We start from the raw sequence: 20862 nt of genomic DNA on the forward strand, positions 1-20862 counted from the left end.
TCCCGCGCCGGGCCGGCCGGCGCGGGTCACCCCCGCTCGCAGAACCCGAGAATCGCGTCCGCGACCGCCGCCGCGGATTCGCGCTGCGGGAAGTGCCCGACGCCATCGAGCACCTGCCGCTCGTAACGCCCGGCGAAGAACCGCTCGCGCCGGGCCGAGCTGTCCGGATGATTGCAGGTGTCCGCGCCGCCATGCAGCACGAGCGTCGGCACCGCCAGCACGGGCGCCGGGTTCAGCCGCGCGTCGTCGTCCGCATAGGCCGGCGTGCCCGGCGCGAAGCCCCAGCGCTGCCGGTACGAATGCAGCACGACGTCGATCCAGTCGGGTCCGTCGAACGCGACGGCCGCCGCGTCGAAATCGCCGTCGCGATACCAGCCCGGCGGCGACCACGTATCCCACATCAGGCGCGCGAACGCACGGCGGTCGTCGCGCAGCGCCTGCTCGCCGCGCGGCGTCGCCATGAACCAGTGGTACCAGTAGTTGCGCGCCTGCTGCAGCGACAGCGACTGAGCGGGATCGTTGGTGCCGTACCCGACCGACAGCATCACGAGATGCGATGCGGCCCCGCCGCGCAGCCCGCAGGCGTTCGCGGCCGCGCGGGCGCCCCAGTCGTGCCCGACCAGCACGGGCCGCGCGATACCGAGCGCGTCGACGAATTCGAGCAGGTCGCGCCCGAGCGCCGCGAGCTGGCCGCTGCGCGGCACGGACGCATCGCGAAAGCGCGTCGGCGCAAAACCGCGCAATGCGGGCGCGAACACGCGGTAGCCGCGTGCGGCGAGTGCCGCTGCCACCGCTTCCCAGCCGACCGGACTGTCCGGCCAGCCATGCAGCAGCACGGCGACGCGTTCGCCGCGCGGGTTCCATTCGAGATAGGCAATGTCGAGCGACGCGGTCGTCGCATGCGCATAGGTCGTCATCGGGTCCTCCATCAGGTCAAGGTCGGCACGAACGTACGATGGTAGGCCGGCCTTTCATCACGATTCGCGGAGTATCATGAATTACTCTTCAAATATTGCGTTGAATCGATCCATGGAACCGCTGACCGACCCCGCATCGACCGCGCTCGACATCGCGCTGCTGCGCACTTTTCTCGAAGTGGTCGACAGTCGCGGGTTCGCGCCGGCCGCCGAGCGCCTCGCGCTGACGCCGTCCGCCGTCAGCGGCCACATCAAGCGGCTGGAACAGGCGGCCGGCACCGTGCTGCTCGCGCGCACGACGCGCCGTATCGCGCTGACGCCGGCCGGCGACACGCTGTACGCGTACGCGCGCAACATCGTCGACATGGAGCGCGAAGTGCGCGCGCGGCTGCGCGGCGCGCCGGCGCACGGGCCGCTGCGGGTCGGCGCGTCGGAGGATTTCGCGGGCACGTGGCTGCCGCAGGTGCTGCGCACGTTCCGCGACAGCCATCCGCGCACCTCGATCGAACTGAAGGTCGGCATCACCGCGTCGCTGTTGCGGGAGCAATCGCTGGGCCGGCTCGACGTCGTGTTCGGCAAGCAGTGCCGACAGGTCGACACGCCCGGCGAACTGCTGTGGGAGGAGCCGCTCGTGTGGGCATTCGCGGCCGATACGGCGCTCGACACCGACGAAGGCGTGCCGCTCGCGCTGTTTCCGGAGCCGTGCGTGTATCGGCAAGCCGCGGTGTCCGCGCTCGCCGCGGCGCTGCGGCCGTTTCGCGTGCTGTTCGAAAGCGGGAGCATGGCCGGCTGCATGTCGGCCGCGCTCGCCGGTTTCGCGGTCACGGCGCTCGCGCGCAGCCAGTTGCGCGACGGCCTGCGCGAGTGCGGGCCGCACGACGGCCTGCCGGCGCTGCCGGCCGCACGCTTTTACGCATTCGCGTCGAAACCCGCGGGCGTCGGCGCCGCGCTGATCGACGCGGTACGGGCCACCGGGCGCACCCGGCAGTTCGCCGCTTGAGCATGCGCGGCGCGGTCGCCGCCCGTGCCGCAGCGCGCCTCGGGCGGCGTCGCGAGCCGGCGAACGGCGGAACGGCCCGTGGATACCGGCACGACGCCGCCTTCAGTCGCCGCTGCCGCTCGCGCCCGCGTCGTTCAACGCATCGGCCATCAACTCGCCGAACCACTCGATGAACGCGTTGAGCCGCCTCGAGCGATGCCGGCGGTGCGGATACACGGCCGCCACGTCCATCGGCTCGGCGCGGTGGCCGGGCATCACGTCGACGAGTGCGCCGCTGGCCAGCAGATGCTCGACGTCGAAGCGCGGAATCTGGATCAGCCCCATTCCCGCGATGCAGCTGGCGATATAGGTTTCGGCGTTGTTGACGATCACGCGGCTCGGCAGCGTCAGCGCATGCCGCTGCCCGTCCGCGCAGTATTCCCAGCCGAGCTCGCGCCCCGTCGTCGGCGACGCATAGCCGATCGCCCAGTGCCCGTGCGCGAGCGCATCCGGATGCTCGGGCACGCCGCATTCGCGCAGGTAGTCGGGGCTCGCGCAGTTGATCAGCGCGAACTGCCCGAGCGGTCGCACGACGAGGCTGCTGTCCGCGAGCCGCCCGACGCGGATCGCGCAATCGACCCCCTCCTGCACGAGGTCGATCGTGCGGTCCGTCGAGCCGAGGGACAGTTGCAGCTTCGGGTGGCGGCGAAACAGCGACGGCAGCGCGGGCGCCACGACGCGGCGCGCGATCCGGCTCGGCACGTCGACGTTCAGCCGCCCGACCACGTCGCGGTCGCGGCGCCGAAACAGGCGGTCGAGTTCGTCGGCTTCCGCGAGCAGGCGCCGGCCGCGTTCGAGCAGCAGCGCGCCGTCGGCGGTCAGCTGCACCTGGCGCGTCGTGCGATGCAACAGGCGCGTGCCGAGCGCCGTCTCGAGCTGCTGGACGGCCGCCGACACGGTCGCGCGCGGCACGTCGAGCGCATGCGCGGCCTTGATGAAGCTGCCCATCTCGGCAACCTGCAGGAAGATCCTGACCTGATCCAGCTTGTCCATCGGTGGGAAACCCGGGTTCGAACGGTCGCGGCCGCCGGCTGCCGCGCATCGCGGCCGGCTTCGACGACACAGGAAAAACGGGCGCGCGGCCTCGTGACCGCGCGCCCGTCCATTGTCCACGCAAACGCGCCATTGCGGTGCGCCGCGCGGCCGCAACGGCCGCCGGCGCGGCCCGTGAGCTGCCCGTGAGCGGCCCGGTTACTTGGTCGTATAGCCGCCGTTGATCAGGATCGTCTGGCCCGTGATCCACCAGCCGTCGGTCACGAGATGGCGGATGAACGGCACGACGTCCTCGATGTCGGTCAGCCCCGTCTTGCTGAACGGCGACAGCGCGGCGGCCGTCTTGTGGTACGCGACCGCATCGGCGCCTTCGGCCGGATAGAAGAACGGCGTGTCCATCGGGCCCGGCCCGACGGCCGTCACCGAGATGCCGCGCGCGCCGTATTCCTTCGACGCCGCGCGCGTGAAGTGCTCGACCGGCGCCTTCGACCCTTCGTACGCCGCGTAGAACGGCGTGAACGCGCCGAGCAGCGACGTCACGAGCGTGACGAGCTTGCCGTGATCCTCGAGGTGCCGCCCGGCTTCCTTGATGAAGAAGAACGCCGACTTGCTGTTGACCGCGAACATCTCGTCGTACTCGGCCTCGCTGATCTCGGTGAACGGCTTCTTCAGCACCTTGCCGACCGTGTTGATCGCGATGTCGATCTTGCCGAAGCGCTGCTTCGCGTCGTCGAACAGCTTCTCGACCGCGGCAGCGGTCGTCAGGTCCGCCTGGAACGTCGCGGCTTGCGCGCCGGCCGCGCGCACCGCGGCGGCCGTCTCCTCGGCCTGCGCCTGCGATGCCGCGCTGTTGTAGTGAATCGCCACCGCCTTCGCGCCGTGGCCAGCCAGGTCCCGGGCGATCAGGCCGCCGAGATTCTTTGCGCCGCCTGCGATCAGGACGACCTTGTCTGCGAGCGTATGAGTTGCCACGGTTGACTCCTTTTTTCGGTGAACGAAGCTAGGAGTGTAGGCATGCGCGAGCCGCCGGTCAGCCGGCCGCGGCTGGATGGATTATCCAGACAATCGATCCAATCGAAGCAATCCAAGGCGGCCTGCCGCACCGACAAGAGCGCCGGATTGCGCGGTCGATGGCACGGCCGCCGGCCGGATCAGCGTGCGTACAGCGCCGCGTCGATCTTGCCGAGCAACCACTGCATGCCGGCCAGATGCTGCTGATCGTGGCTGCACAGGTAGTGGACGAGCCCACGCACGGTCAGCGCACCGTAGCCCTCGAACTCGCCGGTACGCCCGAACTGTTCGGGCGTGAGGCGCGACAGCAACTCCAGCGTCTCGCGCCGCGCGTCGCGAATCGCCGCGAGCACGTCGGACGCATACGCGTCGTTGTAGCGCCGCTCGATCGCGAGCGCGTTGCCGTCGATCGAGACGAGCACCGGCCGGTCTTCGTCGAGCATGCGGCGCAGCCGCACGTGATAACCGTCGATCTCGATGTCGCGCACGTGGCAGAGCTGCCCGAGCGGCGAGAAATGCTCGCTCGGAATGCCGGCCCAGTCGTCGGGTGTCCAGCGCGCATAGCCGTCGGGGACGGCCGCGAAATGCGCTTCGAGCTGGCGGGGGAAATCGGCGAGTGCGTCGAGCGTCGTCGGATTCATGCCGGAGACTCCTGTCGGATAAAGGCGGCGGCAATCCTGGCACGGGCTTGCCGCCGCCGTTGCGTCACTTCACGCCGAAGCCGTACGCGCCCTGCGTGCGATGCCCGTCGGTCGCGACGGCCACCCACTTCACCGTGTACGCGCCCGCGCCGAGCGCCACGAGCGGCACCGTCATCCGCTTGCGGTTGGACGCGTCGATGCGCGCGCGGCCGTTCGACACCGTCTTGCCGTCGCCGTCGACGACGACGATCGAACTGAACGCCGGCTCCAGCGGCTCGGTGAAGTCGATCGTGACGGCCGCCGGTGCGGCTGCCAGCGCGGCGCCCGCCGGCGGATCGCTCTTCGCGAGATGCGCATGCGCGAACGCGGTCGACGAAACGGTCGCGGCGACGATGACGGCGGCAGCATGGCGGCCGAACGGGAACGAATCGAAAGGCATGGGCTTTCCGTGAAGAATGAACGGGCGCCGCGCGCCGCGCAGCGTTCCGGCAGCTTACCAGCGCATGCGCGTCCATGCCGGCCCTGCGCCGGCGCTTGATAGAATGCGCGCGCTATGGATCTCGAAAGCATTCTCTACACCCAGGGCTTCGGCTCGCGCCGCCAGTGCCGCGGCCTGATCGAAGCAGGCCGCGTCGCCGTCGCCGGCGCGGCCGCGACCGACCCGGACGCCACCTTCGATACCGACGGCCTCGTGTTCTCGGTCGACGATACGGCATGGCCGTTCCATGCGCGCGCGTATCTCGCGCTCAACAAGCCGGCCGGCTACGAGTGTTCGCGCGATCCGCAGCACCATGCGAGCGTGTTCAGCCTGTTGCCCGCGCCGCTCGTCGCACGCGGCGTGCAGTGCGTCGGCCGGCTCGACCAGGACACGACCGGCCTGCTGCTGCTGTCCGACGACGGCCAGTTCGTGCACGCGTACACGTCGCCGAAGCGCAAGGTGCCGAAGACCTACGTCGCGACCGTACGCCACCCGCTCGACGACACGCAACTGCAGGCACTGCGCACCGGCGTGCAATTGCATGGCGAGCCGAAGCCGATCGCGGCCGTCGCCGCCGCCGCCCGCGACACGCACGCGCTCGCGCTGACCGTGCTCGAAGGCAAGTACCACCAGGTCAAGCGGATGGTTGCGGCGGCGAGCAACCGCGTCGAGTCGCTGCATCGCGAAAGCATCGGCGGCTTCGCGCTGCCGGACGATCTCGCCCCCGGCGCATGGCGGTGGCTCGACGAAGCCGACCTTGCCGCGCTGCGCAATCCCGTCGAAACCCTGTAAGGGAAAATCCGCACGACCGTTCGGCATCCGGCCGCCCCTGCGCCGCAGGTTCCCCCGCTATACTGAAATCACAAGCTGCAAGAGCAGCGATGCAGGGGGGACATCATGAACATCAACCATTCTTTCGAACTGTCGTCGGTGATGATCGCGTTCGCGGTCGTCGGCGTCATCGCGATCGGCGGCCTGCTGGCCACGATGCATCTGAAGCACAAATATCATCCGAACCTGATCGGCGCGCTGATCGGTGCGCTGCTGTGCTTCCTGCTGATCGAGGCGTTACCGGCGCTCACCTGACGCGCTGCCCGGCGCGAGCGTTTGAAGGAAATCGTCTACGGTCGGATAGCGCAACGTCACGCACAATTCGGCCTTGAGCCGTGCGTTGGACAGGCGCCGCGACTCGCGCATGAACGACAGCAGCGTCGGCTCGAGCAGGCGCTCCGCGTCCGCGCGGCTGACGCGCGGCGGCCTCGGCAGGCCGAGCGCCTGCGCGACCCGGTCGAAATACTCCCCCATCCGCAGTTCGGTGTCGTCCGACGCGTGCACGACGCGCGCCGGCTTGCCGCGCTCGGCCGCACGGCGCAGGATCGCCGCGAGATCGTCCGCGTGGATGTGGTTCGTGTACACGTCGTCGGCCGGCTCGAGCGCCGGCGTGCCGCGCTCGAGCCGCGCGAGCGGCAGGCGGTTCGCCGCATAGATGCCGGGAATGCGCACGATGCGCGCCGACAACGCGCCGCGCACCGTCGCCGCGCGCAGTTGCCGCTCGGCCGACACGCGCCGGAACGCGCGCGGGTTCGCGGGGCGCAGGGGTTGCGTTTCGTCGATGCGCGCGCCGCCGCAATCGCCGTAGACGCCCGTCGTACTGGCGTAGACGAGCCTCGGCGCGCGAAGACCGTCGGGTACAATACGCGCTGCCCGAACGGGCGCGCCGGCCTGTCGCGCCGCGCTGCGCAGCGTTCGGAGCCGGCCGGCCGCCGGTGCCGGCGGCGCCGCCGGCCGACGCGCGGGCATGGACGTTGCGGCGATCAGCGCACGCGTGCGCCGGTCGTCGCGGCCGTCGGATTGCGGCGGCGCGAGATGCAGGATCGTGCGGGCGAGGCCCGCGAGGCGGCCGAGCGTCGCCGGGCGATCGAGATCGCCGACGATCGGCGTCGCGCCCACGGCGCGCAGTTCGTCGCGGCGGGCCGGGTGGCTCGTCAGCGCGAAGATGCGCAGATTGCGGCGCGCGTCACGCCATTGCGCGACGCAGCGCATGCCGACGTCGCCGCAGCCGACGATCAGTACGCGCGGCCGGCGCAGGATTCGTGTCGCGATCATGTTGGTTGCGAAATCAGTAGCCGCCGTTGCGCGACGCGCAACGGTTTTGCATTGTAGCTGCCGTGCGCGACACGCACGGTCCCCCCATTTTGTTCTAGTTTGGTTCTATGGCATTCAACGTCACTCTCAAGCAAAGCGGCCGGCAGTTCCAGGTCGAGTCGGACGAAACCGTGCTGGCGGCCGCGCTGCGCCAGAACGTCCATCTGCCGTACGGCTGCAAGAACGGCGCGTGCGGCTCCTGCAAGGGCCAGATCGTGTCGGGCCAGATCGAACAGGGCCCGCATGCCGCGTCGGCGCTGTCCAACGACGAACGCACGCGCGGCCTCGCGCTGCTGTGCTGCTCGAAGGCGCAATGCGATCTCGAGATCGACGTGCGCGAGATCGCCGGCGTCGACGGCGTGCAGGTCAAGAAGCTGCCGTGCCGGATCGCCGCGCTCGAACGCAAGGCGGACGACGTGATGGTCGTGAAGCTGCAGTTGCCGGCCAACGAACGCCTGCAGTACCTCGCGGGCCAGTACGTCGAATTCATCCTGAAGGACGGCTCGCGCCGCAGCTACTCGATGGCGAACGCGCCGCACGAGGAAGGCCCGATCGAGCTGCACATCCGCCACATGCCGGGCGGCAAGTTCACCGACCACGTGTTCGGTGCGATGAAGGAGCGCGACATCCTGCGCTTCGAAGGCCCGCTCGGCACGTTCTTCCTGCGCGAGGATTCCGACAAGCCGATCGTGCTGCTCGCGTCGGGCACCGGCTTCGCGCCGATCAAGGCGATCATCGAGCACGTGAAGCACGCGGGCATCACGCGCCCGATGACGCTCTACTGGGGCGCGCGCCGCAAGAAGGACATCTACCTCGCCGAACTCGCCGAGCAGTGGGCGCGCGACATCCCGAACTTCAAGTACGTGCCGGTGCTCTCCGAGCCGGACGATGCCGACCAGTGGACGGGCCGCACGGGCTTCGTCCATCGCGCGGTGATCGAGGACCTGCCCGATCTGTCGGGCCACCAGGTGTACGCGTGCGGCGCGCCGGTGATGGTCGAATCCGCGCAGCGCGACTTCACGCAGCACCACGCGCTGCCGGCCGACGAGTTCTACGCGGACTCGTTCACGAGCGCCGCCGATCTCGCGCATCCGGTCTGAGCGCCGGGCGCGCCCTCGCCCCGCTGCGCGCCGCCCGTGTCACATTCGTGGCATCGCGGCGGTTTACAGTGGGACGCGGGATGCCTTATGCTTGCGCACATGAACCGCTTCCTGTCCGCTCTCCGACGTCGCCGCTCGCCGCTCCGCCCGGATGCCGCCGGCTCGTCACGGACTCGCGCGTAACCGTCCTCCGCTTCACCGGTTACGCACAAGCTGTTCGACCCACCAGCCACGGCCTTCCGTGGCTTTTTTATTGCCCGTTTCCTTTCAACGCCCGCTGGAGTCTGCCGCCATGCCCCTGAACGATTATCCGATCGACTCGCTGATGTACATCACGAACCGCCCCGACATCGTGTTTACGCACGGCAAGGGTTCGTGGCTCTACGATCACACGGGCAAGCGCTATCTGGACTTCATCCAGGGCTGGGCCGTCAACAGCCTCGGCCACTGCAACGACGGTGTCGTCGAAGCACTGAAAACGCAGGCCGACAAGCTGCTGAACCCGTCGCCGGCGTTCTACAACGAGCCGATGGCGAAGCTCGCGGGCCTCCTCACGCAGCACAGCGTGTTCGACAAGGTGTTCTTCACGAACAGCGGCGCGGAAGCGAACGAAGGCGCGATCAAGCTCGCGCGCAAGTGGGGCCGCAAGTTCAGGAACGGCGCGTACGAGATCATCACGTTCGATCACAGCTTCCACGGCCGTACGCTCGCGACGATGTCGGCCAGCGGCAAGCCGGGCTGGGACACGATCTACGCGCCGCAGGTGCCGGGCTTCCCGAAAGCCGAACTGAACAACATCAACTCGGTCGAGAAGCTGATCACCGACAAGACCGTCGCGGTGATGCTCGAACCGATCCAGGGCGAAGGCGGCGTGATTCCGGCCACGCGCGAATTCATGCGCGAGCTGCGCGCGCTGACGAAACAGCACAACCTGCTGCTGATCGTCGACGAAGTGCAGAGCGGCTGCGGTCGCGCGGGCACGCTGTTCGCGTACGAACTCGCCGATATCGAGCCAGACGTCATGACGCTCGGCAAGGGCATCGGCAGCGGCGTGCCGCTCGCGGCGCTGCTGTCGAAGGCCGATGTCGCGGTGTTCGAGGCCGGCGACCAGGGCGGCACGTACAACGGCAACCCGCTGATGACGGCGGTCGGTCATTCGGTCATCTCGCAGCTCGTCGCGCCCGGCTTCCTCGAAGGCGTGCGCGAGCGCGGCGAATACCTGAAGCGCAAGCTGCTCGAGCTGTCGGAGGAGCGCGGCTTCGAGGGCGAACGCGGCGAAGGGCTGCTGCGCGCGCTGCTGCTCGGCAAGGACATCGGCCCGCAGATCGTCGAGAAGGCGCGCGACATGCAGCCCGACGGCCTGCTGCTGAATGCCGCGCGGCCGAACCTGCTGCGCTTCATGCCCGCGCTGAACGTGACGACCGAAGAAATCGACCGGATGATGGCGATGCTGCGGTCGATCCTCGACACGCTGTAAGGAGACCGCCGCGATGGATGCCGCCGCCGATGCCGTCGTGATCCGCCCGTTCGAACGCGCCGACACCGATGCCGTCCTCGCGGTATGGCGCGACGCGTTCCCGCAGTACGACGAAGCCGGTGCGCCGCCGCACCGCGATCCGCTGCGATCGATCGAGCTGAAGCTCGCGACGCAGCCGGAGCTGTTCTTCGTCGCGACCAGCGGGGCGCGCGTCGTCGGCACGCTGATGGCCGGGTTCGACGGACATCGCGGCTGGCTCTATTCGTTCGGCGTCGCGAACGACGTACGCCGGCTCGGCGTCGGCCGCGCGCTGATCGCGCATGCGGAACGCGCGCTCGCCGCGCGCGGCTGCCTGAAGATCAACCTGCAGGTGCTGCCCGGCAACGACGATGCATGCCGCTTCTACGCGGCGCTCGGCTATCGCGTCGAGGAGCGCATCTCGTTCGGCAAGACGCTGCCTGCCGCGTAACGCGGCCGCCGGCCGCGCAACGGCTCAGCGCGTGATCGGCCCCGCGCCCGGCAGCGGATTGCCGAGCGCGTCGGTCGGCACGGCCTGCTGCTCGAACGCCGCGAAATACGCGGCCCACTGCGTGTCGCTCACGCGCACGATCAGCGCGCCGTCCTGCCACACGTCGTTGTGGTCGTTGCGGTCGTCGCCCGCACGGTGCAGGTAGTTCGAACCTGTCGAGCCCTGGTTCATGTGCGTGTCGTGGATGCCGTTGCCTTGCGCATACGTGCGGCCGAACACGACCACGTCGAGCCCTTGCGACTGGGCGGCATTGACGAGCCGCAGCAGCGACGGAATCGGCTCCGCGTGCTCGGTGCCGTCCATCACGGCGCTCGCGCGCCATGCCCCCGTCTCGTTCAGGATATCGCTGCGCAGATAGTCGAGCGCAGGTAGCGCGGTGTGCCCGGTGAGGTCCGTATATCCTTCGGCTGCGGCCGCCAGCGTCGCCGTGATCGGATGATGGAAATCGTAGACGAGCTTGTAGTTCAGCAGGTCGTCCGCATCGTTGGTGCCGACGTTGATCGCGACATCCCAGTCGCCGCTCGGCAACGCGAGCGTCAGGTGGATGTGATACTGGATCTCGCTGCCGTGCGGCGAGCCCTTCAGCTGCGCCACCGACGTCACCTTCGCCTTCACGAAACCGTAGTCCAGACTCATGCGTGCTCTCCGTATCGCGATGGATCGACCATGCTACGCCACCCGCGTGTCGGTTTGCGGACGGCCGGTTGCGGACGGCCGGTCGCGGACGGCTGCCGGCAAACCGACACGCTGCCGTGTCCCGCACCGCGTCGCCGGCCTCGCTACCCGATGAATGGAGTCGCATCCGCGATGCACAGTTCGCCGCCGGACACGCCGGACGAAAAAAAAGGCCGTCACGGCATCCCGTGACAGCCTTTCGACAGCCCTTGCGCGACGCGCCAGCATCCGCCGCCGCACCGGGCCCGCTCATTCATTCACCGAGATACGCGGCCCGCACCTTCGGATCGTCGAGCATCTGCTTCGCGTCGCCTTCCATCGTGACCGTGCCCGAATCCATCACGTAGCCGCGGTCGGCCGCCTGCAGCGCGAGGCGTGCATTCTGCTCGACCAGCAGCACCGTGATGCCTTCCTTCGAGATCTCGCGCACCACTTCGAAGATCTTCTCGACCATGATCGGCGACAGGCCCATCGACGGCTCGTCGAGCAGCAGCAGCTTCGGCTTGGAGAGAATCGCGCGCGACATCGCCAGCATCTGCTGCTCGCCGCCCGACAGCGTGCCCGCGAGCTGCGTCGCCCGTTCCTTCAGGCGCGGGAAGAAGCCGAACATCCGGTCGACGTCCTTCTTGATCTGCTCGTTGTCGTTGCGCAGGTACGCGCCCATCTGCATGTTCTCGATGATCGACATCCGCGCGAAGATCCCGCGGCCTTCCGGCACCATCGCGAGGCCGCGCTTGAGCAGTTCGTGCGACGGTACGCCCTTGATCGACTTGCCGTCGTACTCGATGTCGCCCGCCGAGTACGGCTTCAGGCCGGTGATCGCCTTCATCGTCGTGGTCTTGCCGGCGCCGTTCGCGCCGATCAGCGTCACGAGCTCGCCCTGACGGACTTCCATGTCGACGCCCTTGACGGCCTGAATGCCGCCGTAGTTGACCTGCAAGCCCTTGATTTTCAACATTGCCGCTGCCATCAGTGCACCCCTGCGCCGAGATATGCCTCAATCACCTTCGGATTCTTCTGCACGTCCTGCGGCAGACCCTCGGCGATCACCTTGCCGTAATCGAGCACCGTCATCCGGTTGCACAGCCCCATCACGAGCTTCACGTCGTGCTCGATCAGCAGGATCGTGCGGCCGTCCGAGCGGATCTTGTCGAGCAGGCGCGTGAGTTCGACCTTCTCGGTCGCGTTCATCCCGGCGGCCGGCTCGTCGAGCGCGAGCAGCTTCGGATCGGTCGCGAGGGCCCGTGCGATTTCCAGACGACGCTGGTGACCGTACGACAGGTTGCGCGACGTGTAGTCGGCGTACTGCAGCACGCCGACGTATTCGAGCAGCTCGATCGCGCGTTCCTTGATCTCGCGCTCTTCCTGGCGTTCGGCCGGCGTCTGGAACACCGCGCCGAGCAGCCCGTGCTTGGTGCGCACGTGGCGACCCACCATCACGTTCTCGAGCGCCGTCATCCCGCCGAACAGGCGGATGTTCTGGAACGTGCGCGCGATGCCGGCCTTGGCCACCTGGTGCACGGCCGTCGGCGTGTAGTTCTGGCCGTCCAGCTTGAAGTCGCCGGAGTCCGGCGTGTAGAGGCCCGTGATCACGTTGAAGAACGTCGTCTTGCCGGCGCCGTTCGGGCCGATCAGGCCGTAGATCTCGCCTTCCTTGATCTGCAGGCCGACGTCGGACAGCGCCTGCAGGCCGCCGAAACGCTTGTTCACGCCCTGCACGGACAGTCGGATTTGCTTGTCGCTCATGTGTGTATCCCCTTGTCCGTCGGTTAAGCGCGCACCGGCTTCTTGCCGTTGCGCTTCGCCAGTTTCGCGATCTTGTCCTCATGCTTCGGCGCGGGCCACAGGCCTTCCGAGCGGTACAGCATGATGATCACCATCGCGAGGCCGTACAGCGCCTGACGGATCACTTCGGTATCGACGACGTCGTGACCGAACAGCGCATGCTGCAGCGGGCTCATCGTCGAGCGCAGGAATTCCGGGAAGATCGCGAGCAGCACCGCACCCAGGATCACGCCCGGGATATGGCCCATGCCGCCGAGCACCACGCAGGCGAGCACGACGATCGATTCCCAGAACGTGAACGACTCGGGTGACACGAAGCCCTGGAACGCGCCGAACATCGAGCCCGACAGGCCGCCGAACGACGCGCCCATCGCGAACGCGAGCAGCTTCACGTTACGGGTGTTGATGCCCATCGCCTTCGCCGCGATCTCGTCTTCGCGGATCGCGGCCCACGCACGACCGATACGCGAGTGCTGCAGACGCGTACACACCCAGATCACCAGCAGCGAGCAGAGCACGAACAGGTAGTAGTACATGTAGACCGACGGCAGCTGGAAGCCGAACAGCGTATGCGTCTGCGACAGGTTGAAGCCGCCGACGTGCACCGGGTCGATGCCCGTGATCCCCTTCGGGCCGTTGGTGATGTTCACCGGACGGTCGAGGTTGTTCATGAAGATCCGGACGATTTCACCGAAGCCGAGCGTCACGATTGCCAGATAGTCGCCGCGCAGGCGCAGCGTCGGCGCGCCGAGCAGGATCCCGAAGGTCGCCGCGAGCGCCATCGCGATCGGCACGATGATCAGGAACGGCACGTGCAGGCCGTTCGGCGCGAGCGCCGCGATCCACTCGAATTGCGAGGTCAGGTGCGGTGAGCTCAGCAGTGCCGCCGTGTACGCGCCCACCGCGTAGAACGCGATGTAGCCGAGGTCGAGCAGGCCGGCGAAGCCGACCACCACGTTCAGGCCCAGCGCGAGCATCACGTACAGCATCGCGAAGTCGAGCACGCGGACCCAGTAGTTGCCGCCTGCCGAGCCGATCACGATCGGCGCGGCGATCACGAGGACCGCGGTGAGAAGGCCGATGACGACGGTCTTGGCGGTGTTGCGCTCTTCGACGAGCGACGTCGACGATTCGATCGGTTGAATGGATGTCATGTTGTTTGCTCCCCTTCCGTTACGCGCGATCCGCGACCCGTTCGCCCAGCAGGCCCGACGGACGGAACACCAGCACGACGATCAGCACGATGAAGGCGAACACGTCCTGGTAGTTGCTGCCGAATACGCCGCCCGTGAGGTTGCCGATGTAGCCGGCCCCGAGTTGCTCGATCAGGCCGAGCAGCACGCCGCCGACCATTGCGCCGCCGAGGTTGCCGATCCCGCCGAGCACGGCCGCGGTGAACGCTTTCATGCCGGGGATGAAGCCCATGTAGAAGTGCACGTTGCCGTATTCGGACGCGATCATCACGCCGGCCAGTGCGGCGAGCGCGGAGCCGATCATGAAGGTTGCCGAGATCACGAAGTTCGGGTTCACGCCCATCAGGCTCGCGGTGTTCGGGCTTTCGGCGATCGCGCGCATCGCGCGGCCGAGCTTGGTCTTGTGCACGAGCAGCAGCAGGCCGCCCATCACGATGAACGCGACGGCGATGATCACGATTTCAGTGACCGAGATCACGGCGCCGGGCGTCGTGTCGGTCGCCTTGATCACGTTGATCGGGTCGGTCGGCAGCAATTGCGGGAACGGCAGCGGGTTGCGCGACCAGATGATCATCGCGGCCGTCTGCAGCAGGATCGACACGCCGATCGCGGTGATCAGCGGCGCGAGACGCGGCGCGCGGCGCAGCGGCCGGTACGCGACGCGCTCGATCGTGAAGCCGACGAACGCACAGACGACCGCGGCGATGCCCAGGCCGATCGTCAGCGTCGCGACGTTGCCGAGTCCGGGAAAGTGGTTCTGCAGCACGGTGATGGCCGACAGCGCGACCATCGCGCCGATCATCAGCACGTCGCCGTGCGCGAAGTTGATGATGCCGAGAATGCCGTACACCATCGTGTATCCCAACGCGATGATGGCGTACACACTGCCGAGCACCAGCCCGTTGAGAACCTGCTGGACGAAAATATCCATTTAAAGCTCCTTGGCCCATGCTGCCGGAGGACGTTGCGCCCCGCGGGTAAGCGAGGATTCGCGCCTTCTCGGCGACACTGCGGGTACTAGTCGATACCGGTAAGGGTGGATCGTCCCGGCGCGCGCCGCCCGGCCTGTACGGCCGGGCCTGCCGCCGGAGCGGATACAAAAACGGCACCGCACTGTTTCGGTGCCGTCATGAGTCCCGTCGCTAAATCGTCACGACATCGAGGACGGTGTTCGTGGCCTCCTTGAAGTCGTGGGGCAGCATGCCGAGACGGCCGTCGTCCGGTTGCCCGGCCTCCGTGCCTTGGCCCGTCCGATGCCACGCAAGCATCGCGCCCGGACGGAGCGGATTCCGCGCCGCGTCGCCCGGCAAGGCGTTGCGGCAATCGCGCCCGACTTCCGTCAGGACTGCATCGGAATCCATCGTACGAAGCAGGCTGCGCGCCCCGACACGGGCGGTCGCGGCGGCACGCCGTTTCGTCGAATCGAATCGAAGGGGGGACAGTGGCCTCGGCACGCTGCCGGCAACGCCGCGATCGCCCGGCATCCGTCGACCGGCCGCTTGCCGCGACACAGCCTGCATGCCCGCTGCCGGCCCGCTCGTCGGGCCAGGCGCGTGGATTTCATCGATCGTCAAACGTGCCCCGTATTCCGTGTCCGTGCCTAGTTGCGCGAGACGGCGCGCCGATGGCGCTCCCCGTCCGCTTCCGGCGACGCGCCCGCCGCTGGCCGATGGTGCCGCGAACCCCGCAGCCTCCCTGCCCGCCCCGTCGTCGCTCTTTTTGCTGCAGCCGGCAAGGATTGCAACCGGTGCGGCGACGGACACGGCGTAAGCCAACTTCACATGCATTGAATGGTCTCCCGCGCCTTGCCAAAACCCGATTTCAAAGCCATTCCGGCTTGAAAACGGGCGCATTGTAACTCCATTTATAGGACGCCAATATTCCTGATTCGATGGGGTTTTCCTGCATTGCAACCAATTTTGAGACACGATTGAACACACCGGGAGCAACCGGGTTGCACCAAGATCGGGAATCATGGTTGCGATCGCAATTTCGACGCACGAAAAAAAGCGCGCCGGGAGGCGCGCTTCGGTGTTCCGCGGGTGCGATGCGGCAATCAGGCGGCGGGCGGCAGGTTCAACCCGCGCGGCAGCGGAAACGACACGTTTTCCTCGATGCCGTCGAGTGCGCGGACGTTGCGCACGCCGAGTTCGCGCAGCCGTGCGATCACGGCCTGGGCGAGCACCTCGGGTGCCGACGCGCCGGCCGTCACGCCGATGCGGCGCTTGCCGGCGACCCATGCCGGATCGATCTGGTCGGGTGCATCGACCATGTACGCGGCCACGCCGCGCTTTTCCGCCACTTCACGCAGCCGGCTCGAGTTCGAACTGTTCGGGCTGCCGACCACGATCACGACGTCGCATTGCGGCGCCATGAACTTCACCGCGTCCTGGCGGTTCTGCGTCGCGTAGCAGATGTCCTGCTTCTTCGGTTCGCGGATCTTCGGGTACTTCGCCTTCAGCGCGCCGATGATCTCGGCCGCGTCGTCGACGGACAGCGTCGTCTGCGTGACGAGCGCGATGCGCTCGGGATCGGCGAGCTCGAGCTTGTGCACGTCCTCGACGCTTTCGACGAGGTGCATGCCGCGCTCGACCTGGCCCATCGTGCCTTCGACTTCGGGATGGCCCTTGTGCCCGATCATGACGATGTCGACGCCGTCCTGGCGCATCTTCGCGACCTCGACGTGCACCTTCGTGACGAGCGGGCAGGTGGCGTCGTAAATGCGCAACCCGCGCACGTCGGCCTCGTCGCGCACGGCTTTCGACACGCCGTGCGCACTGAAGATCACGGTGTTGCCGGCCGGCACTTCCTCGAGTTCCTCGACGAAGATCGCGCCCTTCTTCTTCAGATCCTCGACCACGTACTTGTTGTGGACGATTTCGTGACGCACGTAGATCGGCGCGCCGTGCATCGCGATGGCGCGCTCGACGATCTCGATCGCGCGGTCGACGCCCGCGCAGAAGCCGCGCGGCTGGGCCAGCAGGATTTCGGCGTCGGCGGCGACGGTCTGTCCGGACAGCGTATCGGTGGTACTCATGATTACAGGATTCCGATGATTTTCACTTCGAACGTGAGCGCCTGGCCCGCGAGCGGATGATTGAAGTCGAACAGCGCCGAGGTCTCGCCGACCTCCTTCAGCACCCCCGCGTAGCGACCGCCATCCGGTGCATTGAACTCGATGAGTTCGCCCGGCGTGAAATCGTCGCCGACCATTCCGTTCTCGCGCAGCGTCGACAGCGTCACGCGCTGGAGCATGTCGGGATTGCGGGGACCGAACCCCTGATCGGGGGCTAGCTGAAAAGTCGAGTGGTCGCCGACCCGGAGCCCGAGCAGAATCTGTTCCAGCGACGGCGCCAGTTGCCCCGCGCCCAGCAACAGCGTGGCCGGCTTGTCCGAGAAGGTGTTGACGATGTCGGCGCCGTCGGCCAGTGCCAGCCGGTAATGCAACGTGACGTGGGAACCGGGCTTCACTTCGGATAAATCGATGAGGCTCATGAATTACTCGTTCAGTCGGCGCCCGATACGGCCGAATGGCCCGGCGCAAAACCAATATTGTAAGTCACCTGAGCGTGCAAGGCGGAAAGTGCGACGACGTTGCACCCGCCGCCCGCCGCCAATGGAGTTCCGATCATGCCGTCACCCCGCCTCATCGCGCCGTCGGCCGAATGCCGTGACACCGCCGACGCGCCGGCCGATCCGCCCGGCCGCGTCATCCCGATCAACCGCCGCAGGCGCCGCCTGGGCGACTGGCGGCCCGAGCGGCCGCGCGAACGGCTGGTGGAACGCGGGCCGGCCGCGCTGACCGACGACGAGCTGATCGCGCTGCTGCTCGGCACCGGCAAGCCCGGTCACGACGTATTCGTCACCGCCCGCAGGCTGGTCGAGCAGTTCGGCACGTTGCACGGGCTGCTCGAAGCGACCACCGACGATTTCGAGGCGCACCCCGGCATCGGCCCCGCACGCTCCGCGCGGCTCGTCGCGGTCACCGAGATCGCGCGGCGCATGCTGGTGGAGAAAGCGGAAGAACGGATGCAGATCGACTCGCCCGGCGCCGTCGAGGATTGTCTGCGACTGAAGATCGGCACGCGCCAGTACGAAGTATTCATGGCGGTCTATCTCGACGCGCGCAACTGCCTGATCGACATGGAGGAAATCGCGCGCGGCTCGCTCACGCGCATGGCCGTCTATCCGCGCGAGATCGTGCGCCGCGCGATGAAACGGAACGCCGCGGCGCTGATCGTCGCGCACAACCATCCGTCGGGCGCGGTGCAGCCGAGCGCGGAAGACCGCCGCCTGACCCGCGTGCTGAAAGACGCGCTCGAGCTCGTCGACGTGCGGCTGCTCGATCACATCGTCGTCGGCGTCAGCGATACTTTTTCGTTCGCGCGGGCCGGTTGGCTGTAGACTGTGGCGCGGCGGCCCGTCCCGAGGCGCCGCAACGGCGAAGCGAAATTAGGTTTGATTTTTCTGAGCTTTTTCTGCTAGAATCGCCGTCTGTCTTTTTTCCAACCAGTTCTAGCCATCGAAGGGCCTTGTCTGTAAGGGCTACGGCGTTCTGAGTGCAGCCATGGATCACGTGGCGGTGCGATGGAACCTTCACCGGCGATCGAACCCCGAATTTAGCGTATTAGGAGTGCTCTCATGGCACGCGTATGCCAAGTAACTGGGAAAGCGCCGATGAGCGGCAACAACGTTTCCCACGCCAACAACAAGACGAAGCGTCGCTTCCTGCCGAACCTGCAAAACCGCCGGTTCTGGGTAGAGAGCGAAAACCGCTGGGTGCGCCTGCGCGTCTCGAACGCCGGCCTGCGCCTGATCGACAAGAACGGCATCGATTCCGTGCTCGCTGACCTGCGCGCACGCGGCGAAGCCTAAGCCCAAGGAGCACAATCATGGCAAAAGGCGCCCGCGACAAGATCAAGCTCGAGTCGACCGCTGGTACGGGTCACTTCTACACGACCACGAAGAACAAGCGCAACATGCCGGAAAAGATGGCGATCAAGAAGTTCGATCCCGTCGTCCGCAAGCATGTGGAATACAAAGAAACCAAGATCAAGTAATCTCCGGTTTCTGCCAGCCTGACGGCGACCGAAAAGCCCCGCACCTGCGGGGCTTTTTGTTTTGGCGCGCACGCTCGGGCTCCCGACGCGGTATGCTCTCCCCTTTCCGCGGCCGCGGCCGCCGGAACGCACAAGATCAAAAGCGTAACGATGGAGATGCAGCATGAAATTCGACGTGGCGATCGTCGGCAGCGGCCTGGCAGGGCTGTCGGTCGCACTCAACCTGGCCAGCACGCGGCGTGTCGCGCTGATCGCGAAACGTTCGATGATGGAGGGGGCGAGCGATAACGCGCAGGGCGGCATCGCGGCGGTCCTCGACTCGGCGGACAGCATCGAGAACCACGTCGACGACACGCTGGTCGCCGGTGGCGGCTTGTGCGACGAAGGCGCGACGCGCTACATCGTCGAGCACGGCCGCGAAGCGATCGAATGGCTGATCTCGCAAGGCGTGCCGTTCACGAAGGACGACGCGGCCGAACTCGGCTTTCACCTGACGCGCGAAGGTGGCCACAGCCACCGCCGGATCATCCATGCGGCCGATGCGACCGGCCATGCGGTGCTGGCGACGCTGTCGGCGCGCGCGCGCCAGCATCCGAACATCACGTTTTTCGAAAACTACCATGCGATCGACCTGATCACGTCGGACCGGCTCGGCCTGCCCGGCCGCCGCTGTCACGGCCTGTATGCGCTCGACGTCGACAACGACCGGACGATCACGATCGAGGCGCCGCATACGGTGCTCGCCACCGGCGGCGCCGGCAAGGTCTACCTGTACACGACGAATCCCGACACCGCGACCGGCGACGGCATCGCGATGGCGTGGCGTGCCGGCTGCCGCGTGTCGAACATGGAATTCATCCAGTTCCACCCGACCTGCCTGTTCCATCCGTACGCGAAGTCGTTCCTGATTTCGGAAGCCGTGCGCGGCGAAGGCGGCCTCCTGAAGCTGCCCGACGGCACGCGCTTCATGCCCGCGCACGATCCGCGCGCCGAACTCGCGCCGCGCGACATCGTCGCCCGCGCGATCGACTTCGAGATCAAGAAGCGCGGGATCGACTGCGTGTATCTCGACATCAGCCACCAGCCGGAAGCGTTCCTGCGCGAACATTTCCCGACGATCCATGCGCGCTGCCTCGAATTCGGCATCGACATCGCGAAACAGCCGATTCCCGTCGTGCCGGCCGCACACTATACGTGCGGCGGCGTCGTCACCGATCTCGCCGGCCGCACCGATCTCGCCGGCCTGTATGCGGTCGGCGAAACGTCGTACACGGGGTTGCACGGCGCGAACCGGCTCGCGAGCAACTCGCTGCTCGAATGTCTCGTGATCGGCCGCGCGGCGGCCGGGGCGATCGAGGCGGCCGGCTTCGACGCCGACGCGCCCACCGCGCTGCCCGCTTGGGACGAAAGCCGCGTGTCGGATGCGGACGAGGAAGTCGTCGTCGCACACAACTGGGACGAACTGCGCCGCCTGATGTGGAACTACGTCGGCATCGTGCGCACCGACAAGCGCCTCGAGCGCGCGAAGCACCGGCTGTCGCTGCTGCGCGACGAGATCCACGAGTACTACGCGAATTTCCGCGTGACGCGCGATTTGCTCGAACTGCGCAACCTCGTCGACGTGGCAACGCTGATCGTGAAGAGCGCGCACTCGCGCCGCGAAAGCCGCGGGCTGCACTACAGCCGCGACTGGCCGCATACGCTGCCGAAGGCATTGCCGAGCGTGCTCACGCCGCGCGTGCGCCGCTGAGCGGCGCCCCGCCCTCCCCGCTGCGTCCGCTTGATCCCTTGTTCCACTTGCCACCTCTTCGTCTCGGCG

Annotated in this window: 24 protein-coding genes; 10 read left to right on the forward strand and 14 right to left on the reverse strand. The window is 67.3% G+C overall.

All coding sequences use genetic code 11. The annotated features are described in order from the left end of the window. Positions 1-26: 26 nt before the first annotated feature. A complete protein-coding gene (locus WT53_RS04040) occupies positions 27-917 on the reverse strand; it encodes an alpha/beta fold hydrolase (protein ID WP_034208160.1) in 891 nt (296 codons plus the stop codon). Positions 918-1029: 112 nt separating this feature from the next. On the opposite strand from WT53_RS04040, the gene WT53_RS04045 reads away from it, so the two are divergent. Then, positions 1030-1917 carry a LysR substrate-binding domain-containing protein gene (locus tag WT53_RS04045; protein ID WP_034208161.1) on the forward strand — a complete coding sequence of 296 codons (888 nt, stop codon included), beginning with the start codon at positions 1030-1032 and terminating at the stop codon, positions 1915-1917. A 102-nt stretch (positions 1918-2019) separates the two neighbouring features. Here WT53_RS04045 and WT53_RS04050 read toward each other — a convergent pair whose 3' ends face one another. From WT53_RS04050 to copC, 4 genes are all read right to left on the reverse strand, one after another. After that, positions 2020-2949 carry a LysR family transcriptional regulator gene (locus WT53_RS04050; RefSeq protein WP_034208162.1) on the reverse strand — a complete coding sequence of 310 codons (930 nt, stop codon included), beginning with the start codon at positions 2947-2949 and terminating at the stop codon, positions 2020-2022. A 198-nt stretch (positions 2950-3147) separates the two neighbouring features. Next, a complete protein-coding gene (locus WT53_RS04055; RefSeq protein WP_027785181.1) occupies positions 3148-3921 on the reverse strand; it encodes an SDR family oxidoreductase in 774 nt (257 codons plus the stop codon). Between the two features lie 179 nt (positions 3922-4100). Beyond that, a complete protein-coding gene (locus tag WT53_RS04060) occupies positions 4101-4601 on the reverse strand; it encodes a DinB family protein (protein WP_034208163.1) in 501 nt (166 codons plus the stop codon). Positions 4602-4665: 64 nt separating this feature from the next. Beyond that, positions 4666-5040, reverse strand: a complete 375-nt coding sequence (copC, locus tag WT53_RS04065) for a copper homeostasis periplasmic binding protein CopC (protein WP_034208164.1) — start codon at positions 5038-5040, stop codon at positions 4666-4668. 114 nt (positions 5041-5154) lie between these two features. Between copC and WT53_RS04070 the strand changes: the two genes are divergently transcribed. Both WT53_RS04070 and WT53_RS04075 read left to right on the forward strand, forming a co-directional pair. Next, a complete protein-coding gene (locus WT53_RS04070; protein ID WP_034208165.1) occupies positions 5155-5871 on the forward strand; it encodes a 16S rRNA pseudouridine(516) synthase in 717 nt (238 codons plus the stop codon). Positions 5872-5976: 105 nt separating this feature from the next. Continuing rightward, positions 5977-6165 carry a hypothetical protein gene (locus WT53_RS04075; RefSeq protein ID WP_034208166.1) on the forward strand — a complete coding sequence of 63 codons (189 nt, stop codon included), beginning with the start codon at positions 5977-5979 and terminating at the stop codon, positions 6163-6165. Here the strand turns inward: WT53_RS04075 and WT53_RS04080 are convergent. After that, positions 6148-7185, reverse strand: a complete 1038-nt coding sequence (locus WT53_RS04080) for an NAD-dependent epimerase/dehydratase family protein (protein ID WP_034208167.1) — start codon at positions 7183-7185, stop codon at positions 6148-6150. The two genes, WT53_RS04075 and WT53_RS04080, sit on opposite strands and share 18 nt — an antisense overlap. A 107-nt stretch (positions 7186-7292) precedes the next feature. Between WT53_RS04080 and WT53_RS04085 the strand changes: the two genes are divergently transcribed. From WT53_RS04085 to WT53_RS04095, 3 genes are all read left to right on the forward strand, one after another. Continuing rightward, complete coding sequence (locus WT53_RS04085; RefSeq protein WP_034208168.1) at positions 7293-8324, forward strand: CDP-6-deoxy-delta-3,4-glucoseen reductase; 1032 nt, start codon at positions 7293-7295, stop codon at positions 8322-8324. 292 nt (positions 8325-8616) lie between these two features. Then, entirely contained in the window at positions 8617-9801 is a 1185-nt protein-coding gene (locus tag WT53_RS04090; RefSeq protein ID WP_034208169.1) for an acetylornithine transaminase, read from the forward strand. 13 nt (positions 9802-9814) lie between these two features. After that, complete coding sequence (locus tag WT53_RS04095; RefSeq protein WP_034208170.1) at positions 9815-10270, forward strand: GNAT family acetyltransferase; 456 nt, start codon at positions 9815-9817, stop codon at positions 10268-10270. A 24-nt stretch (positions 10271-10294) separates the two neighbouring features. Here WT53_RS04095 and WT53_RS04100 read toward each other — a convergent pair whose 3' ends face one another. The 8 genes from WT53_RS04100 to WT53_RS04135 all read right to left on the reverse strand — a co-directional run bounded on the left by WT53_RS04100 (position 10295) and on the right by WT53_RS04135 (position 17478). Beyond that, positions 10295-10966 carry a DUF2278 family protein gene (locus tag WT53_RS04100; RefSeq protein WP_034208171.1) on the reverse strand — a complete coding sequence of 224 codons (672 nt, stop codon included), beginning with the start codon at positions 10964-10966 and terminating at the stop codon, positions 10295-10297. Positions 10967-11258: 292 nt separating this feature from the next. Beyond that, entirely contained in the window at positions 11259-11975 is a 717-nt protein-coding gene (locus WT53_RS04105) for an ABC transporter ATP-binding protein (RefSeq protein WP_006750046.1), read from the reverse strand. Continuing rightward, the gene (locus WT53_RS04110; protein ID WP_034178806.1) at positions 11975-12751 is read right to left on the reverse strand and encodes an ABC transporter ATP-binding protein; all 777 of its coding nucleotides are present in this window, start codon (positions 12749-12751) and stop codon (positions 11975-11977) included. Before WT53_RS04110 ends, WT53_RS04105 begins: the two co-directional genes overlap by 1 nt. 23 nt (positions 12752-12774) lie before the next feature. Continuing rightward, the gene (locus WT53_RS04115; protein ID WP_034208172.1) at positions 12775-13944 is read right to left on the reverse strand and encodes an ABC transporter ATP-binding protein; all 1170 of its coding nucleotides are present in this window, start codon (positions 13942-13944) and stop codon (positions 12775-12777) included. A gap of 19 nt (positions 13945-13963) precedes the next feature. Continuing rightward, positions 13964-14914, reverse strand: a complete 951-nt coding sequence (locus WT53_RS04120; RefSeq protein WP_034208173.1) for a branched-chain amino acid ABC transporter permease — start codon at positions 14912-14914, stop codon at positions 13964-13966. A gap of 211 nt (positions 14915-15125) precedes the next feature. Then, positions 15126-15770 carry a hypothetical protein gene (locus WT53_RS04125; protein WP_034208174.1) on the reverse strand — a complete coding sequence of 215 codons (645 nt, stop codon included), beginning with the start codon at positions 15768-15770 and terminating at the stop codon, positions 15126-15128. 269 nt (positions 15771-16039) lie between these two features. Beyond that, positions 16040-17020: a 4-hydroxy-3-methylbut-2-enyl diphosphate reductase gene (ispH, locus tag WT53_RS04130; protein WP_034208175.1), complete on the reverse strand. Its 981-nt coding sequence runs from the start codon at positions 17018-17020 to the stop codon at positions 16040-16042. 2 nt (positions 17021-17022) lie between these two features. Beyond that, complete coding sequence (locus WT53_RS04135) at positions 17023-17478, reverse strand: peptidylprolyl isomerase (protein WP_034208176.1); 456 nt, start codon at positions 17476-17478, stop codon at positions 17023-17025. A 135-nt stretch (positions 17479-17613) separates the two neighbouring features. Between WT53_RS04135 and radC the strand changes: the two genes are divergently transcribed. The 4 genes from radC to nadB all read left to right on the forward strand — a co-directional run bounded on the left by radC (position 17614) and on the right by nadB (position 20793). Further along, complete coding sequence (gene radC, locus WT53_RS04140) at positions 17614-18387, forward strand: DNA repair protein RadC (RefSeq protein ID WP_034208177.1); 774 nt, start codon at positions 17614-17616, stop codon at positions 18385-18387. Between the two features lie 237 nt (positions 18388-18624). Next, positions 18625-18858: a 50S ribosomal protein L28 gene (gene rpmB / locus WT53_RS04145; protein ID WP_004186391.1), complete on the forward strand. Its 234-nt coding sequence runs from the start codon at positions 18625-18627 to the stop codon at positions 18856-18858. A gap of 17 nt (positions 18859-18875) precedes the next feature. Next, entirely contained in the window at positions 18876-19043 is a 168-nt protein-coding gene (gene rpmG / locus WT53_RS04150; RefSeq protein ID WP_006478046.1) for a 50S ribosomal protein L33, read from the forward strand. 163 nt (positions 19044-19206) lie between these two features. Further along, positions 19207-20793, forward strand: a complete 1587-nt coding sequence (nadB, locus tag WT53_RS04155; RefSeq protein ID WP_034208179.1) for an L-aspartate oxidase — start codon at positions 19207-19209, stop codon at positions 20791-20793. Positions 20794-20862: the final 69 nt, after the last annotated feature.

The sequence above is a fragment of the Burkholderia sp. MSMB2157WGS genome, assembly GCF_001532755.1.
GTDB lineage: Bacteria > Pseudomonadota > Gammaproteobacteria > Burkholderiales > Burkholderiaceae > Burkholderia.

Bases quoted from the DNA above. Each gene is read 5' to 3' on its own strand.
- WT53_RS04040 (WP_034208160.1), bottom strand. From the start codon at position 917: ATGACGACCTATGCGCATGCGACGACCGCGTCGCTCGACATTGCCTAT.
- WT53_RS04045 (WP_034208161.1), top strand. From the start codon at position 1,030: ATGGAACCGCTGACCGACCCCGCATCGACCGCGCTCGACATCGCGCTG.
- WT53_RS04050 (WP_034208162.1), bottom strand. From the start codon at position 2,949: ATGGACAAGCTGGATCAGGTCAGGATCTTCCTGCAGGTTGCCGAGATG.
- WT53_RS04060 (WP_034208163.1), bottom strand. From the start codon at position 4,601: ATGAATCCGACGACGCTCGACGCACTCGCCGATTTCCCCCGCCAGCTC.
- copC (WP_034208164.1), bottom strand. From the start codon at position 5,040: ATGCCTTTCGATTCGTTCCCGTTCGGCCGCCATGCTGCCGCCGTCATC.
- WT53_RS04070 (WP_034208165.1), top strand. From the start codon at position 5,155: ATGGATCTCGAAAGCATTCTCTACACCCAGGGCTTCGGCTCGCGCCGC.
- WT53_RS04075 (WP_034208166.1), top strand. From the start codon at position 5,977: ATGAACATCAACCATTCTTTCGAACTGTCGTCGGTGATGATCGCGTTC.
- WT53_RS04080 (WP_034208167.1), bottom strand. From the start codon at position 7,185: ATGATCGCGACACGAATCCTGCGCCGGCCGCGCGTACTGATCGTCGGC.
- WT53_RS04085 (WP_034208168.1), top strand. From the start codon at position 7,293: ATGGCATTCAACGTCACTCTCAAGCAAAGCGGCCGGCAGTTCCAGGTC.
- WT53_RS04090 (WP_034208169.1), top strand. From the start codon at position 8,617: ATGCCCCTGAACGATTATCCGATCGACTCGCTGATGTACATCACGAAC.
- WT53_RS04095 (WP_034208170.1), top strand. From the start codon at position 9,815: ATGGATGCCGCCGCCGATGCCGTCGTGATCCGCCCGTTCGAACGCGCC.
- WT53_RS04100 (WP_034208171.1), bottom strand. From the start codon at position 10,966: ATGAGTCTGGACTACGGTTTCGTGAAGGCGAAGGTGACGTCGGTGGCG.
- WT53_RS04105 (WP_006750046.1), bottom strand. From the start codon at position 11,975: ATGGCAGCGGCAATGTTGAAAATCAAGGGCTTGCAGGTCAACTACGGC.
- WT53_RS04110 (WP_034178806.1), bottom strand. From the start codon at position 12,751: ATGAGCGACAAGCAAATCCGACTGTCCGTGCAGGGCGTGAACAAGCGT.
- WT53_RS04115 (WP_034208172.1), bottom strand. From the start codon at position 13,944: ATGACATCCATTCAACCGATCGAATCGTCGACGTCGCTCGTCGAAGAG.
- WT53_RS04120 (WP_034208173.1), bottom strand. From the start codon at position 14,914: ATGGATATTTTCGTCCAGCAGGTTCTCAACGGGCTGGTGCTCGGCAGT.
- WT53_RS04125 (WP_034208174.1), bottom strand. From the start codon at position 15,770: ATGCATGTGAAGTTGGCTTACGCCGTGTCCGTCGCCGCACCGGTTGCA.
- ispH (WP_034208175.1), bottom strand. From the start codon at position 17,020: ATGAGTACCACCGATACGCTGTCCGGACAGACCGTCGCCGCCGACGCC.
- WT53_RS04135 (WP_034208176.1), bottom strand. From the start codon at position 17,478: ATGAGCCTCATCGATTTATCCGAAGTGAAGCCCGGTTCCCACGTCACG.
- radC (WP_034208177.1), top strand. From the start codon at position 17,614: ATGCCGTCACCCCGCCTCATCGCGCCGTCGGCCGAATGCCGTGACACC.
- rpmB (WP_004186391.1), top strand. From the start codon at position 18,625: ATGGCACGCGTATGCCAAGTAACTGGGAAAGCGCCGATGAGCGGCAAC.
- rpmG (WP_006478046.1), top strand. From the start codon at position 18,876: ATGGCAAAAGGCGCCCGCGACAAGATCAAGCTCGAGTCGACCGCTGGT.
- nadB (WP_034208179.1), top strand. From the start codon at position 19,207: ATGAAATTCGACGTGGCGATCGTCGGCAGCGGCCTGGCAGGGCTGTCG.